We start from the raw sequence: 16966 nt of genomic DNA on the forward strand, positions 1-16966 counted from the left end.
CTCAGCGCGGTTCAGGGGCGTTCTGCAACCTGGTGCTCGACCGGCTCTGGCTTGCCGCGCTCCTGACGCCATTGCAGGGCGATCAGGATCAGGGTCGGCACGCCAAGCAGGGCGGTGATCAGGAAGAAGTCGTGATAGCCGAATTTCTCGACCATGACCCCCGAGTAACCGCCGATCAGCCGCGGCAACAGCAGCATGATCGAGCTGAGCAGGGCATATTGGGTTGCCGAGAACTTGAGGTTGGTCAGGCTCGACAGGTAGGCGACAAACGCCGAGGTGGCCAGGCCCGAGCTGAAGTTGTCCAGCGAGATGGTGACGATCAGCATCTGCAGGTTGGCGCCCATGTCGGCGAGCATCAGGAACAGGATGTTGGTCGCCGCCGACGCCACGCCGCCGATGAACAGGATCGGCAAGATGCCGAAGCGCACAATCAGCAAGCCGCCGAAACCGGCACCCACCAGGGTCATGATCAGGCCGAAGATCTTGCTGACGCTGGCGATCTGGTCCTTGGTGAAGCCCTGGTCGATATAGAACACGTTGGCCATCACGCCCATCACCGTGTCGGACATCCGGTAGGTGGCGATCAACCCGAGCAGCAGCAGGGCCTGCCAGCGATAGCGGGTGATGAAGTCGTTGACCGGCGTCAGCACCGGTGCCAGGCCGCGGCGGCCCATGGACGACAGGCACAGGGCGGTGAGGGTGATATAGAGGATTGCGCGCAGGAAGGCGCGGTCTTCGAGCAGCAAGTCGAGCAGGCTCACGCCTTCGAACAGCACGCTGGCGAAATCGGTGTTGTACAGCTGGGTGAAGGTAGCCGGTACCGACACCAGCAGGATGATCAGCACGAACACCGACACCAGCTGGTGGGCCAGGCCGTAGCGCGCCGCCGACAGCTGGGTGCGCAGTGGCACCGGCGGTTCGCGCATCAGCAGGGTGGTGATCAGCGCCGGCAGCATCATCACGCCGAACAGCACGTAGGTGCCGGTCCAGGCCTTGTGCAGGTAGCTGAAGCCGGTTGAGCCGAAGCCTTCGGCGAAGAACAAGGCACCGGCGGTAGCCAGCAGCGCGGCAACCCGGTAGCCGGCCATGTAGCTGGCGGCCAGCGCGGCCTGGCGCTGGTCATCGGCGATTTCCAGGCGGTAGGCGTCGACAGCAATGTCCTGGGTGGCCGAGGCAAAGGCCACCAGCACCGCCAGGGCAATCAGCCAGGACAGGTGCTTTTGCGGGTCGCAAAAGCCCATGCCGATCAGGCCGATAACCACCAGGATTTGCGACAGCACCAGCCAGGAGCGGCGGCGCCCGAGTTTGCCGAGCAACGGCAGGCGCCATTGGTCGAGCAGCGGCGACCACACCCATTTGAAGGCATAGGCCAGGCCGATCAGGCTGGCATAGCCGATGGTTTCACGGGCCACGCCGGCCTCGCGCAGCCATACCGACAGGGTCGAAAACACCAGCATGTAAGGCAGGCCGGCGGCAAAGCCGAGCAACAACAGCACCAGTGTCGACGGGCTGGCATAGGCAGCGAGCGCAGCGCGCCAGGTTTTACGGGGCATGGGCCAACATCTGCCTCAAGTTTACGAAAACAAAGCGCGCACTCTAACCGCTGTGCTCCATCGGGCGCCAGCCATGGCGCAACATATCCACACGATTATTGTGCAAGGTGATGCCTTCTGCGCGCAGCCGGGCCCGCTGTTCATCGCCTGAAGGGGTGCCCAGGGCCAGGCTCAGGCGTCCGCCGGCGCCCAGCACCCGGTGCCAGGGCAACTGGGTATCGCTGGGCAACTGGCTGAGGGTACGCCCGACCCAGCGCGCCGCACGGCCTAAACCTGCCAGTTGCGCCAGTTCGCCGTAGCTGATCACCTTGCCCGCGGGCACCTGGCCAAGCACCAGGTAGAGTGCCATTCGTCGGGCTTCGGCGCTTTCGGTCGGATCGCCGGGAATCCCGTTCATCGCGGGATTCGCTTATTGCGCGCTGCACGCGCAGGTTTGTTCGAGCAAATAAGAATTGAACTCATCGACATGGGGCAGGTCAGTCCTTGCTCTGATGGCGGGTATCTGGATAATGCCCGACTTTTTTCGCGAACCCGAGTCCGTTGCCGCTTATGTTTCCTAGAGCCTTGTTGTGCGTTGCCCTCGCTGCTGCCTGTTCCCCCGCCCTTGCCGACACCGTGTGGATGAAAAACGGTGACAAGCTGAGCGGCAAGATCAAGGTTTTCGATGGCGGCAAACTGTTGCTCGAAACGCCTTATGGCGGCTCCATCGCCCTGGACTGGAAGCAGGTGCAGACCCTGGAAAGCGATCAGGAGTTGCTGGTCAAGCAAGACGCCTACAGCGGCGAAAAAGCCAAGTCGCTGCAGGCTGCCGAAGACGGCAAGGTCGTTCTGGCCAACGGCGAGGCCCCCAAGACTGTCGAACTGGCCAGCATCCAGCAGATCATGAAGCCAAAGCCTGTGGTCGAGGACCTGTCGTGGAAGGGCAATGTCGACCTGGCCATGGACTATAAGCGCGCCGAAACCGACAGCGACGACTACGACATCGACTTCAAGACCACCGCCCGTCACGGCCGCTGGCGCCATCAGGCCGAAGGCGAATACAACCGCGAAAGCAAGGACGAGGTCACCACCACCAACAACTGGAGCGCCGAATACGCGCTGGACCGCTTCATCACCGAGAAGTGGTTCTGGCAGGGCCGTCTGGAATACAAGCGTGACCACATCGAAGACCTCGCTCGCCAGCGCACCGTGGGTACCGGCCCGGGCTACCAGTTCTGGGATGACGAACTGGGCGCGTTCTCGCTCGGTTCGCTGGTCAACCGTACCGACTATGAATACGCCGACGGCGGCAAGGACAACTTCTACTCGCTGGCCATGAAGTGGGACTACAACCGCTACCTGATTGGCAAGCGCGTCGAGTTCTTCACCAACGGCGAAGTCGGCAAACCGCTGGGCGGCGTCGCCGAGTACGCTCTGGATGCCGAGGTCGGCCTGCGCTACAAGGTTACCGAGTGGGCCTCGCTCAACCTCAAGGCCGAGAAAGACATCATCAGCGGCACCCGCGACAGCGACCTGGACAAGACCCGCTATACCGCAGGTTTCGGTGTGGCCTGGTAAGCACGCTGGCAACACCGAGCGATAATGATTATTTTGTCGGTTAACTAGCCTGGGCGTGCGCGCATGCACGCTCGGCATTACGACGATTATCGAGCGGGGAGTCATACAGTGAGCGCTAAAGCCGCAACACAGGCACGGGAGCTGCTGCTCAAGGAATACCGCGGGGTGCTGTCGACCCATTCCAAATCGATGCCGGGCTTTCCGTTCGGATCGGTGGTGCCCTATTGCCTGGATGCCGACGGCAATCCGCTGATCCTGATCAGCCGCATTGCCCAGCACACCCACAACCTGCAAAAAGACCCCAAGTGCTCGTTGCTGGTGGGCGAGCGCGACGCCGAGGACGTCCAGGCGGTGGGCCGCCTGACCGTGCTGGCCGAGGCGCAACAGCTGGTCGAGACCGAGGCAGTCGAAGCCGCTGCCGAGCGCTATTACCGTTACTTCCCCGAATCGGCCAACTACCATAAAGCCCACGATTTCGACTTCTGGGTGCTCAAGCCGGTGCGCCATCGCTACATCGGCGGCTTCGGCGCAATCCACTGGATCGATCACCTGAACCTGGCCAACCCCTTTGCCGGCAAGGCCGAACAGAGCATGATCGAGCACATGAACAGCGATCACGCCAACGCCATCGAGCACTACGTCCAGCTCAGCGGCCTGCCCCAGGGCGCGGCGGCGCAGATGGTCGGCATCGACAGCGAGGGCATGCACCTGCGCATTGGCCAGGCCCTGCACTGGTTGCCGTTCGCAGCGCCTTGCAATACGCCGATACAAGTGCGCGAAGCCCTGGTTTTTCTGGCCCGCGCCGATCAATGGCCTCAACGGCAAGCCGCCGAGGCTTGAAATGGCGAGGGATCGCATCCATTAAAGGTCTACTGCAAGGACATCTTGCGCAGAGGAACCGTTGATGCGTGCTTTTCTATTGCTGTTTCTGATTTTTCCGGTGCTGGAGCTGTATGTGTTTTTCAAGGTCAGCACCGCGATCGGCTTCTTTCCCGCGCTGCTGCTGATCATCGCCGGCTCCGCCCTGGGCGTGCTGGTGGTGCGGGTGGCGGGCCTGGCCACCGCCCTGCGTGCCCGCGAGAGCCTGCAGCGCGGCGAGCTGCCGGCCGAGGACATGTTCCACGGCCTGATGCTGGCGCTCGGTGGCGGCCTGCTGCTGTTGCCCGGCTTCATCAGTGACGTGATCGGCCTGGTCTGCCTGCTGCCGTTCACCCGTCGCCTGCTCGGGCGCAAGATGCGCGAGCGCGCCGAGGCCCAGGCCATGCGCCAGCGCGCCTTTGGCGATGATCCGTTCATGGCGCGGCCGGGCCAGCCCGGTGGCCACCAGCCAACGGTGATCGAAGGTGAAGTGGTCGGTCGTGAAGATCCTGCTCAGCCTAACCTGCGCAATCCACGGGACTTGTAAAGGTTACCTGTGCTTTGCCAACGGCCCCTATCGGGGCCGTTTTGCTTTGTGCAGCGCCGATCGCTAAAAATTTTCACAGCCAAGCCTTGTAATTGCTCTTGGCGACCTCATGTATGGGTCACCGCAAGGTTTCTGGTGATTTGCACCAGACATTACATGTGTGGTCCGCCCCGCGGGCTACGAGCGGCTACGCCGCAAGCATCAACCCGCCGGTGTCGATACCGGCCGATGAAAACCACAATTAGGAGAGATCGACAATGAAGCTTCGTCCTCTGCATGACCGCGTCGTTATCCGTCGCAGCGAAGAAGAATCGAAAACCGCTGGCGGTATCGTTCTGCCAGGTTCGGCCGCTGAAAAACCTAACCGTGGCGAAGTCGTCGCTGTAGGTACCGGTCGCATCCTGGACAACGGTGAAGTGCGTGCGCTGGCCGTGAAAGTGGGTGACAAGGTGGTTTTCGGCCCTTACTCGGGCAGCAACACTGTGAAAGTTGACGGCGAAGACCTGCTGGTGATGGCTGAGAACGAAATTCTCGCTGTCATCGAAGGCTGATTCCGCTGGTTTCCCGTTACTCCAAAGTATTCAAGGATTAAACGATCATGGCTGCTAAAGACGTAAAATTCGGCGACTCCGCCCGTAAGAAAATGCTCGTTGGTGTCAACGTTCTGGCTGACGCTGTAAAAGCCACCCTGGGCCCGAAAGGCCGTAACGTTGTTCTGGCCAAGAGCTTCGGCGCTCCAACCATCACCAAAGACGGTGTGTCGGTTGCCAAAGAAATCGAGCTCAAAGACGCCTTTGAAAACATGGGCGCCCAGCTGCTGAAAGACGTTGCCTCCAAGGCCAACGACGAAGCTGGTGACGGCACCACCACCGCTACCGTTCTGGCTCAGGCCATTGTCAGCGAAGGCCTGAAAGCCGTTGCTGCCGGCATGAACCCGATGGACCTCAAGCGTGGTATCGACAAAGCCACCATCGCCATCGTCAAAGAGCTGAAGTCCCTGTCCAAGCCATGCGCCGACTCCAAGGCCATCGCTCAGGTCGGCACCATCTCGGCCAACTCCGACAACTCCATCGGTGACATCATCGCCGAAGCCATGGAAAAAGTCGGTAAAGAAGGCGTGATTACCGTCGAAGAAGGCTCGGGCCTGGAAAACGAACTGTCGGTCGTAGAAGGCATGCAGTTCGACCGCGGCTACCTGTCCCCTTACTTCGTCAACAAGCCAGACACCATGGTCGCCGAGCTGGATGGCCCGCTGCTGCTGCTGGTTGACAAGAAAATCTCCAACATCCGCGAACTGCTGCCAGTTCTGGAAGCCGTTGCCAAGGCCGGCCGTCCGCTGCTGATCGTGGCTGAAGACGTCGAAGGCGAAGCGCTGGCCACCCTGGTGGTCAACAACATGCGCGGCATCGTCAAGGTTGCTGCAGTCAAGGCCCCTGGCTTCGGCGACCGCCGCAAGGCCATGCTGCAGGACATCGCCGTCCTGACCGGCGGTACCGTGATCTCCGAAGAAATCGGCCTGAGCCTGGAATCCGCTACCCTGGAGCACCTGGGTAACGCCAAGCGTGTGACCCTGTCCAAGGAAAACACCATCATCGTCGACGGCGCTGGTGTTCAAGGCGATATCGAAGCGCGCATCACCCAGATCCGCGCTCAGGTTGCCGAGACTTCCTCGGACTACGACCGTGAAAAACTGCAAGAGCGTCTGGCCAAGCTGGCTGGCGGTGTTGCCGTGATCAAGGTCGGTGCTGGCACCGAAGTCGAAATGAAAGAGAAGAAAGCCCGCGTTGAAGACGCCCTGCACGCTACCCGTGCAGCCGTCGAAGAAGGCGTGGTGCCTGGCGGTGGTGTTGCCCTGGTTCGCTCGCTGCAAGCTATCTCCGAGCTCAAAGGCGACAACGAAGACCAGAACGTCGGTATTCAGCTGCTGCGTCGCGCTGTTGAAGCGCCACTGCGTCAGATCGTTGCCAACGCCGGCGACGAGCCAAGCGTGGTTGTCGACAAGGTCAAGCAAGGTTCCGGCAACTTCGGTTACAACGCTGCGACCGGCGAGTACGGCGACATGATCGAGATGGGTATCCTCGACCCTGCCAAAGTAACCCGTTCGGCCCTGCAAGCTGCAGCTTCGATTGGCGGTCTGATGATCACCACCGAAGCCATGGTTGCTGACGCTCCAGTGGAAGCTGGTGCTGGCGGCGGCATGCCAGACATGGGCGGCATGGGTGGTATGGGTGGCATGGGCGGCATGATGTAAGCCAGCCTTACCCGCTCGATAAAAAGCCCCGCCTTGTGCGGGGCTTTTTTATGCTTGCGTTTTTACTTTGCAGCAACCAGCGCGTCCTGCTTGACCTCAACCGGCCGGCGGTACAGCACCCAGTAGTAACAGCCAAGGCTGATCAGCCAGCAAAACACCGCCGTCCATACGTTGTGCGAAAAGAAGTGCGCGCCCTGCAGCATGCGCCCCACCGAAAACAGCGTACCCAGGCCAAAGGCGAATACCAGCGCGGCCCTGGCCAGGCGCGGGCGCCGATCACGCAAAACAAAAAACAGTGCAAACAGGGTAAAACCGGTTGCCGCATGGCCGCCTGGCCAGCAGCGTCCGGGCTTGTCGGTAGCCGGGCGCGGGCTGAGCAGCTCGCTGTAGGTTTCCTTGCCACCAAACTCGCTCAGGCTCCACGGGCACTGCACCGCAGTTACTGCCTTGACCGGGGTGACAAAGCTGGTCGACAAACCCATGGCCAGCACCAGGCAACCCAGTTCCCGCCGCCAGCTGAACAGCCGCGACCAGAAGAAACTCACGGCGAAGGCGACAATCGCCAGCAAACCGAGGGCGATTACCGCCTGTTTGGCCCGGTCGTGCAGGATATCTTCGAGAAAATAGCTGTGCCGGCCGATGAACTGCCCGGCTACCGGATCGAACGCCATCTTGGCCAGGTCCATGTCCAGCGAGGTCAGTTCCAGCAGGATCAATATGATTGCGGTAATGGCGGGAATGCCCAGGGCGATCCAGAAATTCAGCGGACGGGAGTAGGCGGGTAGTGACATGGCAAGTCCAGGCAGGTCAAAGGGGAGTCCGACCGGCAATTCTCGGGCAGCCGCCATCACCTGTCCGTGAAGGCTCGGTGAAAAAAACGTTAACCTGCAATAAAGTCGCGCCGACCTAGCCTGGCGGCGCTGATGGCCTTAAGCTGCGCCTGCCAAGCAGGCAAAAGCGTCGGACCGGAGACACCCCAATGCGAATTCTACTGGTTGAAGACAACCGCGATATCCTGGCCAACCTGGCCGACTACCTGGGCCTGAAGGGCTACACGGTGGATTGTGCCCAGGATGGCCTGTCCGGCCTGCACCTGGCCGCTACCGAGCACTACGACCTGATCGTGCTCGACATCATGCTGCCCGGCATCGACGGCTACACCCTGTGCAAGCGTCTGCGCGAAGATGCCCGGCGTGATACCCCGGTGATCATGCTCACCGCCCGAGACCAGCTCGATGACCGCTTGCAGGGTTTTCGTTCTGGCGCTGACGATTACCTGCTCAAGCCGTTCGCGCTGTCGGAGCTGGCCGCGCGCATCGAGGCAGTACTGCGCCGGGCCCAGGGCGGCGGTCGCCGGACCTTGCAGATCAGCGACCTGATCTACGACCTGGACACCCTGGAAGTGACCCGCGAAGGCAAGCTGCTCAAACTCAACCCGGTGGGCCTCAAGCTGCTGGCTGTGCTGATGCAGAAGAGCCCGCACGTACTGCGCCGCGAAGTGCTCGAAGAGGCGCTGTGGGGCGATGACTGCCCGGACAGCGACAGCCTGCGCAGCCATGTTCACCAGTTGCGCCAGGTGATCGACAAACCCTTCGAAAAACCCCTGCTGCATACCGTCCACGGCGTCGGCTATCGTCTGGCCGAGGGCCGTGATGGAGTTTAGACAGAGCCTTGCCCAGCGCATCATCATTGCTTTTGCCCTGATGAGCGCACTGGTGGCCGGGGCGTTTGCCTTTGGCATTGTTGCCACCGTGCACCTGGTCGAAGAGCGGCTGATTTCCGCGGTACTGGGCGGCGATCTGCAGCGCTTGCTGCGCATGGACAGCGTCGGCGACTGGAGCCACCGGCCACGGCCGGACCAACTGTTCTATTTCAGCGGCGGGCGCGACGAATTCGAACTGCCCAAGGATTTGCGCCATCTCGAACGAGGCTTTCACGAAGTGTTTCGCGAAGACTTGTCCTACCACGCGATGGTCGAAATCGTTGATGGCCGGCGCTATGTCCTGCTCCAGGACCAGAGCGATTTCGAAGAACGCGAGCGGGTGCTGTTCGCCGTCGTGGTGGTCGGCTTCGTGTTGAGCCTGGCGCTGGCAGTGTTCCTCGGCTGGGTCCTGGCCCGCCGGGTTATGGCGCCGGTGATCCGCCTGGCGCGCCAGGTTCGTCACCGCGACCAGTTGCTCGGCCTGGCACCACCTTTGGCACCAGATTACGCCGCGGATGAAGTCGGCCAGCTGGCGGTGGCCTTCGACGACACCCTTGGGCGTCTGCGCGATGCCCTGACCCGTGAACGCCTGTTTACCAGCGACGTCAGCCACGAGCTGCGTACGCCGCTGATGGTGCTGGCCAGCTCCTGCGAGCTATTGCTGGTCAACCCCAACATGGAGCCCCGGGCGCGCTCCCAGGTCGAACGTATCGCCCGCGCCACTGAAGAGATGCAGGAACTGGTGAAAACCTTCCTGATGCTTGCCCGTGCCCAGCGCGACGAAGGCGCAGTGGCCTCGCAGGCAACCATGAAGGAAGTCGCCGATGACCTGATTGGCGTCTGGCGCGACACCATCGAGCAGAAAGGCCTGACCTTGCTGTACGACCCCAAGGCCGCAACCTCGACCTTGTACAACGCCACCTTTCTGCAGGCGGTGATGGGCAACCTGCTGCGCAACGCCGCGCACTACACCGACCAAGGCTTTATCCGCCTGACCCTGGAGCCTGCCGGGTTTCTGGTCGAGGACAGTGGCGTGGGGATTCCCGAAGAGCAGCGCGAAGCCATGTTCCGGCCGTTCGTGCGCGGCGACGAACGGCGTGGCGAAGGCCTGGGCCTGGGTTTGTCGCTGGTGCAGCGGATCTGTGACGATCAGGGCTGGTCGGTCAGCCTTAGCGCTATGGTGCCCCATGGCTGCCGCTTCCATGTCGACCTGAGCCTGGCACCCGAGCGGCCGCTCGAGGGGTAACAGGGCATTGGCCGGTGTGAAAGTTTGTAATTTGTTGAAACCTTTACCGTGAAAACTAACAAATTTTTCACACCAGCATGACCTGACGCCAACGCTTGCCTGCCTAAGGTGAGTGCATTGGAGTCAGGAGATGCACAATGCGTAGCCCTATCAAACTCGAGTTTTCGGAAAAGTACGACCAGCAGCACGCCCAGGAATACTTCCTCAAGCACCAGGATGGCCTGGCGCGGCGGATGTCCCACCAGCGTGACGAGCAACTGGCCCGTCGCGCCCTGGCGCTGGCTGGCGAGCCCGGGCTGGTCCTCGACCTGCCGTGCGGCGCCGGGCGTTTCTGGCCGTTGCTGGCAGAAAAACCCAACCGGGTGATCATCGGCGCCGACAACTCCGAAGCCATGCTCGAAACTGCACGCGCCTCGCAGCCGGCCCATGTGGTGGAACGGGTACGTACCTTGCAGACATCTGCCTTCGCCATCGATTTACCGGATAACTCGGTCGACAGTATTTTTTGCATGCGGCTGATGCATCACATCGGTGAAGCCGCCCATCGCAAGACATTACTCTCGGAATTTCAACGAGTTACCCGCGACAGCGTGATCGTTTCGCTGTGGGTGGATGGCAACTTCAAAGCCTGGCGGCGCAAAAAGCTCGAGCAACGGCGTTACGCCGAAAGCGGGCAGGGCAGTTACCAGAATCGTTTTGTGTTACCAGCTGCTACGGTTGAAGAAGAATTCGAAGCCGCAGGGTTCCGCATTCAGGAACGATTGGACTTCTTGCCGTTCTATGCCATGTGGCGAGTCTATCTATTGCGTAAGGGGTGAGCGGGGCATGGGGTTTGAGCGCACAGCAGCAGCAACGACGAACAAGGATCAGTTCGATCATTTCTGGCAGCAGCAGGGTGAATGGGTCGAGGAGCCCAATCAGCGTCGCGGCGGCGAGAGTGGTGTACAACGCCTGAGCGACGACACGGGCCATACGTTCTATGCCAAGCGTCAGATCGGCCATATCTACCGCAGCCTTTTGCACCCCTTCGGCCGGCCCACCGTGCTCCGTGAGTACGAGGCCCTGAACAGTTTCGAGCAGCTTGGCGTGCGGGTGCCGCATATCGTCTATTGCGGCGTCGAGCGCGATGCCGAGCACCAGTGGCGCGCGTTGCTGGTCAGCGAGGCGCTGGAAGGTTTCGAGGACATCGACAGCTGGTTCGCTGCCGGCGCCCGTGAGCGCTATCACCCGGCATTGCACGAGCGGGTCCTGCTGGACCTGGCGCAGAACCTGGTGCGTATGCACCGTGGTCACTGGCAGCATGGTTGCCTGTATGGCAAGCACGTGTTCGTCAAGGTCGTCGGCGAGGGCGCCGAAGCCAGGGCCGAGGTGGCATTGCTGGACCTGGAAAAATGCCGCCGGCGCATCAGTTGCCAGCGCGCTGCCGCCAATGACCTTAAACAATTGCGCCGCCATTCGTCTTTCACTGACGCAGAGTGGCAAAAACTGCTCTATTTTTACCAGATGGCGTTTGGCAGCGCTGTCAAAGGTTTAGAGTAATGAAACTAGAAATAGCTCGAGGTGTGTTCCTGCTGATGGCGCTGGGCGTGGCAACTGTCGCCGTGGCCGCGTGGGAAGAGCCACGCCCGCAAATAGTCAGCAAGGTCGACGCCGGTGCGCAATGTCCGTTGCCCCGGGTGGTCAAGCCCCAGGTCGATGCCAAACCCGATCACGATCTGCTGTTGTTGCTGTTCGGGTTGAGCCAGGGCGTACGCGCCAGCGGCTGAAACCTTGCAAGGCGTTCGGGCAAAGGCCTCGTCATCGACGAGGCCTTTGCATTTCATACCGTTTGCGTGGCGGCTTGCGGCGCATCGGCCTTGGCCAGCAAGGTATAGATGCACGGCAGCACGAACAGGGTGAACAAGGTGCCCACCGACATGCCGGTGGCGATCACCGTGCCGATGTCGAAGCGGCTGACCGCGCCGGCGCCGGTGGCAAGGATCAGCGGCACCATGCCAAATACCATCGCCGCAGTGGTCATCAGCACCGGGCGCAGGCGGATGGCTGCGGCTTCTTCCACCGCTTCGCGGGCGCTCAGGCCTTTTTGCTGGCGCAACTGGTTGGCGAACTCGACGATCAGGATGCCGTGCTTGCTGATCAGCCCGATCAGGGTCACCAGGCCCACCTGGGTATAGATGTTCATGCTCGAGATCCCCAGGAACAGGGGAATCAACGCCCCGCAGATCGACAGCGGCACAGTCACCAGGATCACCAGCGGGTCGCGCAAGCTTTCGAATTGCGCCGCCAGTACCAGGAAGATGATCGCCAGCGCCAGGCCGAAGGTTACCCACAGGGCGCTGCCTTCCTGAACGAACTGACGCGCCGCGCCGCCATAGTCAAAGCCGTAGCCCTCCGGCGCTTCCTCACGGGCAATCGTGCGCACGGTATCCAGCGCCTCGCCCATGCTGACCATCGGGAAGCCCTGGATGATCGCCGAGTTCAGTTGCTGGAACTGGTTGAGCTGACGCGGGCGGGCGCGGTCGCTGATGCTGATCAGGGTCGACAGCGCCAGCATCTGCCCCTGCTGGTTCTTCACGTAGTAGTTGTTCAGCCAGTCGGGGTTGTCGCGGTAGGGCCGCTCGACCTGGGCAATGACCTTGTAGCTGCGCCCGTCGATAGTGAAGCGGTTGATCTCCGCCTCGCCTAGCAGGGTCGCCAGGGTGCCGCCCAGGGCGTCCATGGACACGCCCATCTGCGCCGCCTTGGCGCGGTCGATATCGACCACCACCTCGGGCTTGTCGAAGGCCAGGTCGATGTCGAGGAAGGCGAACTTGCCCGACGCCTGGGCACGCGCCTTGACCCGTTCGGCCACCTCCAGCAACGAGGCGTAGTCGTTGGCGGTGTTGATCACGAAGGCGAACGGCAAGCCTTCACCGGTGCCCGGTAGCGAGGGCAGGTTGAAGCCGAAGATCTGCAGGCCGCTGATGCCTTCGAGCTTGGCCTGTACCAATGGCAGCAGCTGCATCTGGGTGCGCTCGCGTTCGTTCCACGGCTTGAGCAAAAAGCCGCCGATGCCCGATTGCACGCCGTTGAAGCCGTTGATCTGGAACGACGAATAGTACTCGGGGAAGTCCTTGAAGATCTTGATGAACTCGTCGGTGTAGCTGTTCAGGTAATCGAGGTTGGTTGGCTGTGGGGCGGTGGCCATCATGAAGATGATGCCCTGGTCTTCATCGGGCGCCAGCTCGTTCTTGGTGAACATCAGAAACACCGGAATCAGGCACAGCACGATCAGCGCGAACACCAGCACCACCGGCCGGGTGTTGAGGGTGCCATGGAGGGTTTTCTGGTAGCGCAGTTTGAGCCGTTCGAAGAGTACATCCAGACGGTGGGCCAGGCCGCTGGGGTTCTGCTCGTGCCGCAACAGCAGGGCGCACATCATCGGTGACAGGGTCAGGGCGACGATCCCGGAAATCACCACGGCGCCGGCCAGGGTCAGGGCGAACTCCTTGAACAGCGCGCCGGTGAGCCCCTGCAGAAAGCCGATAGGGGCGTACACCGCCGCCAGGGTGATGGTCATCGACACCACCGGCATGGCAATTTCGCGAGCGCCTTCCAGGGCCGCGTCGTAGGGCGATTTACCTTCTTCGATATGACGGTGGATGTTTTCCACCACGACGATAGCGTCATCGACCACCAGGCCGATGGCCAGGACCATGGCCAACAAGGTGAGCAAGTTCAGCGAATAGCCCATCAACTGCATGAAAAACAGCACGCCGATCATCGACAGCGGGATGGTAATGACCGGGATCAGCACCGAGCGCAAGGCGCCGAGGAACAGGAAGACCACGACGATGACGATCAGCACCGCTTCGACCAGGGTCTTGACCACTTCGTCGATCGAGGCCTGGATGAACAGCGTGGCGTCGTAGGCGATCGAGGATTTCAGGTTCGGCGGTAGCTGGCTTTCAAGCTCGGGCATGAGCTTGCGCACCTCCTTGATCACTTCCAGCGGGTTGGCCCCGGGGGTGGCCTTGATGCCGATGTACACCGACGGCGTGCCGTCGAAGGAGCTCACGGTGTCGTAGTTCTCGGCGCCCATTTCAACCCGCGCCACGTCGCCGAGCAGCACCCGGCTGTCACCACTGGTCTTGAGCGGGATATTGGCGAAGGCTTCGGCGCTCTTCAGTTCGGTGGTGGCGTTGATACTGGTGACGATGTACTCGCCCTTGAGCTCGCCGGCCGCCGAAAGGAAGTTGTAGCCGCGCACCGCCTGGGTCACGTCGTTGGCGCTCAGGCCGTAGCCGGCAAGCTTTACCGGGTCGATCCACAGGCGCATGGCGAACAGCTGGTTGCCGAGGATCTCGGCTTCGGCCATGCCCGGCAGGGTCGCAAGCTTGGGCTGGATGACCCGCGACAGGTAATCGGTGATCTGCGGGTTGCTCAACTCGCTGCTGTAGAAGCTTACGTACATCAGCGCCGAGGCGTCGGCGGCCTCCTTGCTCAGCACCGGGTCTTCGGCGTCCTGGGGCAGCTTGTTCTTGACCTCGTTGGCCTTGGCCAGCAACTCGGTGAACAGCCGGTCGCTGTCCGAGCCGATGCGCGCATAGATCGAAATCACCGAGAAGTTCTGCCGGCTCACCGAGGTCATGTAGTCGATGCCTTCGGCGCTGGCCAGGCTTTGCTGCAGCGGCTGGGTGATGTAGCCCTGGATGGTTTCGGCGTTGGCCCCGGGGTAGGCGGTGGTCACCGTGATCAGGGCGTTTTCCATTTGCGGGTATTGGCGGATCGGCAACTTGCTCCAGGCCTGGAAGCCCAGCAGCACGATCAGCAGGCTGACCACGCTGGCCAGCACCGGGCGGCGGATGAACGGATCGGTAAAGGCCATGACGGTTCCTTGATCAGTTGCTGCGCGGCGGGCTGTCGGGGGCTTGCAGGGCTTTGTCCGGGCTGATGCTGATCGGCGCGCCGTGGGTGAGTTTCAACTGGCCGGCGGTGACTACCGTTTCGCCGGCCTTGAGCCCCTTGCTGATGATCACCAGGCCATCGCGGCGCTCGCCGGTCTCGACGAAGCGGCGTTCGGCAATCAGGGTTGGCTGGGCGTCGGCGTTGTCTGGCACTTTGCCGTCTTCAGGCTTTTTCGCCGTGGCGACATACACCGAGTTGCCATACAGGGTGTAGGTCACCGCGCTTTCCGGCACCACCACCTGTGGCTGCGGGTCGGGCAGCAAAACCTGCAGGCTGGTGAACATGCCGGGCAGCAGCTTGCCGTCGGGGTTGGCCAGGGTGGCGCGGACCTGCACGTTGCGGGTGCTGTCCTCGACCTTGGGGTTGATCGCGCTGATGCTGCCGGGGAAGTGCTCTTGCGGGTAGGCGGCGACGCTGACCAGCACTTGCTGGCCAATGCTCAGCTTGGGAATCGATTGCTCGGGGACGAAGAAATCGACGTAGAGGCTGCTCAGGTCTTGCAAGGTGGCGATCACCGTGCCGCTGGCCAGGTAGTCGCCAACGTCCACCTGGCGGATGCCGATGGTGCCGCTGAAGGGCGCATTGATGCTCTTTTTTGCCAGCGCCGCCTTGAGTTGATCGACCACTGCCTTGTTGCGCTTGAACTGGGCGCTCAAGCGATCGAACTCACCCTTGGAAATCGCCTGGCTGCCGACCAGCTGGCTGCCGCGGTTGTAGTCGACCTGGGCCAGGCCCAGGTCGGCGAGGGCGGTCCCCAGCAATGCGGTTTCGACATCGCTGTCCAGTTGCAACAACAACTGGCCCTTGCTGACTTTCTGCCCGGACTCGAACTGCAGGGCCTTGACCGTGCCGGCGATCTCCAGGCTCAGGTCGACCCCTTGCAGCGCCTTGAGGCTGCCCACGGCCGGCAGGCGGTTCTGCCAGGCACGTTCGCTGGCCTCGGTCGCCGCCACGCTGATCGGCGGCTTGGGGGCCGAGAACATCTGGATCTGCTGATAGATGGCAAAGGCCTTGTAGCCCCCCAGGATCAGCACGAGCAGCAAGACAACACCCAACATGATCAGCATGCGGCGGCGCAGCATAGTCCAGTTCCTTGGAGACGAATTGTTGTTCGCTTGGCACGACGACGGGCGATCCTGCCCACGTGCGATGTAGCCGAATATTACTCTGTTGACCGGGCCTGGGAAGCCTGTGTTCCCGGCTATTTTCAGGCCAGGTGCAGGTGGTTGTCCCAGAGCCCGGACGGCAATTGCAGGGGCTGGCCGATCAGTTCGGGCTTGCGGCAATCGTACAGGCGGCAACGGCCTTGGCCTGAGGTCACGACAAAACCGTCGGCCACCGCGCCGACACCGGCGCAATCGGGCATCGGTGCGTCAAGGCGTACCTGAGCGCTGTCCAGGTCCCAGATAAACAGCCGGTTGGCCCGTGGCGCGGTCAGGGCCACCAGGCGCAGCTCGTTGTGAATGGCGACGCTGGCGGTGTAGTGGGCCATGGACTGCAATTGCTGCTCGGGCACCGGGAAGGCTTCAAAGGCCTGGCCCGGGCGCTTGATCGCCAGCAGCTCGGCAGTCTCGTGGCTGGCGCCCATGAACTGCTGGCCGGCGACGATGGTGCCGTCGGCGGCAATCGCCAAATGGCGCACGCTGTTCATCTGCTGGCTGAGCACTTCTTTGCTCAGCAGTGTGCCGTCGCGCTGCATCAGCACCAGGCTCGGCTGCATGGCATCGAGGTTCATCTCCACCCGGCTTTCGGCCTCGGTGCGAATGCCGCCGTTGGCCACCACCAGGGTTTCGCCATCGGGCATCCACGACACCTGGTGCGGGCCGATGCCGTGGGTCGAGATTTCGCCAGCATGGCTCAGGCGCTCGCCGTCGAAACGGTAGACACCGAGTACGCCACGGCCAGGGTCGGTGGTGTCGTTCTCGGTGGCGTAGAGCCATTCGCCGCTCTTGTGGATCACCGCATGGCCGTAGAAATGCCGGTTCGGCTGCGAGGTGATGGTCTGCAGCAAGCGGCCATCGCGCAGGTCGATCAGGTAGCTCTCGGTGCCGGGGCGGCGGGCGACGAACAGGGCAATTGGCTGTTCGGGATGGTTGATGATGTCATGGCAACGCTGGCCCACCTCGGTGGCGAACACCTGGGTGCCGTCCAGGCGGTAGCCGACGGCGTAGTGCTTGCCGTCGCCATCGTCACGCGCCGAGAGCAGCAGCGGCGTGCCGGCCTTGTTGCGAAACAGGGTCCAGCCGCCGAGGGTGAGGGCGCTGAGCACAACGCTACCGAGTTTGAGAGCCTGGCGTCGCAACAT

Annotated in this window: 16 protein-coding genes; 10 read left to right on the forward strand and 6 right to left on the reverse strand. The window is 62.0% G+C overall.

What is annotated here, in order from left to right:
• Nucleotides 1–11: 11 nt before the first annotated feature.
• Nucleotides 12–1553, reverse strand: a complete 1542-nt coding sequence (locus BLR26_RS08320; RefSeq protein ID WP_045197368.1) for an AmpG family muropeptide MFS transporter — start codon at nt 1551–1553, stop codon at nt 12–14.
• Between the two features lie 43 nt (nt 1554–1596).
• Nucleotides 1597–1950 carry an MGMT family protein gene (locus tag BLR26_RS08325; RefSeq protein WP_045197370.1) on the reverse strand — a complete coding sequence of 118 codons (354 nt, stop codon included), beginning with the start codon at nt 1948–1950 and terminating at the stop codon, nt 1597–1599.
• Between the two features lie 152 nt (nt 1951–2102).
• On the opposite strand from BLR26_RS08325, the gene BLR26_RS08330 reads away from it, so the two are divergent.
• The 5 genes from BLR26_RS08330 to groL all read left to right on the forward strand — a co-directional run bounded on the left by BLR26_RS08330 (nt 2103) and on the right by groL (nt 6766).
• Entirely contained in the window at nt 2103–3110 is a 1008-nt protein-coding gene (locus BLR26_RS08330; RefSeq protein ID WP_045197889.1) for a DUF481 domain-containing protein, read from the forward strand.
• 108 nt (nt 3111–3218) lie between these two features.
• Nucleotides 3219–3950: a HugZ family pyridoxamine 5'-phosphate oxidase gene (locus BLR26_RS08335; RefSeq protein ID WP_093379850.1), complete on the forward strand. Its 732-nt coding sequence runs from the start codon at nt 3219–3221 to the stop codon at nt 3948–3950.
• Between the two features lie 64 nt (nt 3951–4014).
• A complete protein-coding gene (locus BLR26_RS08340; RefSeq protein WP_045197374.1) occupies nt 4015–4515 on the forward strand; it encodes an FxsA family protein in 501 nt (166 codons plus the stop codon).
• 257 nt (nt 4516–4772) lie between these two features.
• Nucleotides 4773–5066: a co-chaperone GroES gene (locus tag BLR26_RS08345; RefSeq protein ID WP_003260750.1), complete on the forward strand. Its 294-nt coding sequence runs from the start codon at nt 4773–4775 to the stop codon at nt 5064–5066.
• A 47-nt stretch (nt 5067–5113) separates the two neighbouring features.
• Nucleotides 5114–6766, forward strand: a complete 1653-nt coding sequence (gene groL / locus BLR26_RS08350) for a chaperonin GroEL (RefSeq protein ID WP_045197377.1) — start codon at nt 5114–5116, stop codon at nt 6764–6766.
• A 62-nt stretch (nt 6767–6828) separates the two neighbouring features.
• On the opposite strand, the gene BLR26_RS08355 is transcribed toward groL, so the two are convergent.
• Nucleotides 6829–7557, reverse strand: a complete 729-nt coding sequence (locus BLR26_RS08355; protein WP_093379853.1) for a phosphatase PAP2 family protein — start codon at nt 7555–7557, stop codon at nt 6829–6831.
• A gap of 188 nt (nt 7558–7745) precedes the next feature.
• Between BLR26_RS08355 and colR the strand changes: the two genes are divergently transcribed.
• The 5 genes from colR to BLR26_RS08380 all read left to right on the forward strand — a co-directional run bounded on the left by colR (nt 7746) and on the right by BLR26_RS08380 (nt 11480).
• On the forward strand, nt 7746–8429 hold the full coding sequence (gene colR, locus BLR26_RS08360; protein ID WP_045197381.1) for a two-component system response regulator ColR: 684 nt from the start codon (nt 7746–7748) through the stop codon (nt 8427–8429).
• Entirely contained in the window at nt 8419–9714 is a 1296-nt protein-coding gene (locus BLR26_RS08365; RefSeq protein ID WP_045197383.1) for a sensor histidine kinase, read from the forward strand. The genes colR and BLR26_RS08365 overlap by 11 nt, the downstream gene beginning before the upstream one ends.
• A 137-nt stretch (nt 9715–9851) precedes the next feature.
• A complete protein-coding gene (locus tag BLR26_RS08370; protein ID WP_045197385.1) occupies nt 9852–10532 on the forward strand; it encodes a class I SAM-dependent methyltransferase in 681 nt (226 codons plus the stop codon).
• A 7-nt stretch (nt 10533–10539) separates the two neighbouring features.
• Nucleotides 10540–11253, forward strand: a complete 714-nt coding sequence (locus BLR26_RS08375; RefSeq protein ID WP_093379857.1) for a lipopolysaccharide kinase InaA family protein — start codon at nt 10540–10542, stop codon at nt 11251–11253.
• Nucleotides 11253–11480, forward strand: a complete 228-nt coding sequence (locus BLR26_RS08380; RefSeq protein ID WP_045197388.1) for a hypothetical protein — start codon at nt 11253–11255, stop codon at nt 11478–11480. The genes BLR26_RS08375 and BLR26_RS08380 overlap by 1 nt, the downstream gene beginning before the upstream one ends.
• A 53-nt stretch (nt 11481–11533) precedes the next feature.
• On the opposite strand, the gene BLR26_RS08385 is transcribed toward BLR26_RS08380, so the two are convergent.
• The 3 genes from BLR26_RS08385 to BLR26_RS08395 form a co-directional block, all read right to left on the reverse strand.
• Nucleotides 11534–14581, reverse strand: coding sequence for a multidrug efflux RND transporter permease subunit (locus BLR26_RS08385; protein WP_093379860.1), 3048 nt, complete (start codon nt 14579–14581; stop codon nt 11534–11536).
• Between the two features lie 13 nt (nt 14582–14594).
• Nucleotides 14595–15743 (reverse strand): efflux RND transporter periplasmic adaptor subunit, encoded by a 1149-nt coding sequence (locus BLR26_RS08390; protein ID WP_093379863.1) that lies wholly within the window; start codon nt 15741–15743, stop codon nt 14595–14597.
• Nucleotides 15744–15868: 125 nt separating this feature from the next.
• Nucleotides 15869–16966: a DUF1513 domain-containing protein gene (locus tag BLR26_RS08395; RefSeq protein ID WP_045197394.1), complete on the reverse strand. Its 1098-nt coding sequence runs from the start codon at nt 16964–16966 to the stop codon at nt 15869–15871.

This window comes from Pseudomonas sp. UC 17F4 (assembly GCF_900101695.1).
GTDB lineage: Bacteria > Pseudomonadota > Gammaproteobacteria > Pseudomonadales > Pseudomonadaceae > Aquipseudomonas.

Excerpts from the sequence above, each read along its gene's own strand:
- BLR26_RS08320 (WP_045197368.1), bottom strand. The coding sequence starts at position 1,553 with ATGCCCCGTAAAACCTGGCGCGCTGCGCTCGCTGCCTATGCCAGCCCG.
- BLR26_RS08325 (WP_045197370.1), bottom strand. The coding sequence starts at position 1,950 with ATGAACGGGATTCCCGGCGATCCGACCGAAAGCGCCGAAGCCCGACGA.
- BLR26_RS08330 (WP_045197889.1), top strand. The coding sequence starts at position 2,103 with ATGTTTCCTAGAGCCTTGTTGTGCGTTGCCCTCGCTGCTGCCTGTTCC.
- BLR26_RS08340 (WP_045197374.1), top strand. The coding sequence starts at position 4,015 with ATGCGTGCTTTTCTATTGCTGTTTCTGATTTTTCCGGTGCTGGAGCTG.
- BLR26_RS08345 (WP_003260750.1), top strand. The coding sequence starts at position 4,773 with ATGAAGCTTCGTCCTCTGCATGACCGCGTCGTTATCCGTCGCAGCGAA.
- groL (WP_045197377.1), top strand. The coding sequence starts at position 5,114 with ATGGCTGCTAAAGACGTAAAATTCGGCGACTCCGCCCGTAAGAAAATG.
- BLR26_RS08355 (WP_093379853.1), bottom strand. The coding sequence starts at position 7,557 with ATGTCACTACCCGCCTACTCCCGTCCGCTGAATTTCTGGATCGCCCTG.
- colR (WP_045197381.1), top strand. The coding sequence starts at position 7,746 with ATGCGAATTCTACTGGTTGAAGACAACCGCGATATCCTGGCCAACCTG.
- BLR26_RS08365 (WP_045197383.1), top strand. The coding sequence starts at position 8,419 with ATGGAGTTTAGACAGAGCCTTGCCCAGCGCATCATCATTGCTTTTGCC.
- BLR26_RS08370 (WP_045197385.1), top strand. The coding sequence starts at position 9,852 with ATGCGTAGCCCTATCAAACTCGAGTTTTCGGAAAAGTACGACCAGCAG.
- BLR26_RS08375 (WP_093379857.1), top strand. The coding sequence starts at position 10,540 with ATGGGGTTTGAGCGCACAGCAGCAGCAACGACGAACAAGGATCAGTTC.
- BLR26_RS08380 (WP_045197388.1), top strand. The coding sequence starts at position 11,253 with ATGAAACTAGAAATAGCTCGAGGTGTGTTCCTGCTGATGGCGCTGGGC.
- BLR26_RS08385 (WP_093379860.1), bottom strand. The coding sequence starts at position 14,581 with ATGGCCTTTACCGATCCGTTCATCCGCCGCCCGGTGCTGGCCAGCGTG.
- BLR26_RS08390 (WP_093379863.1), bottom strand. The coding sequence starts at position 15,743 with ATGCTGCGCCGCCGCATGCTGATCATGTTGGGTGTTGTCTTGCTGCTC.
- BLR26_RS08395 (WP_045197394.1), bottom strand. The coding sequence starts at position 16,966 with ATGTTGCGACGCCAGGCTCTCAAACTCGGTAGCGTTGTGCTCAGCGCC.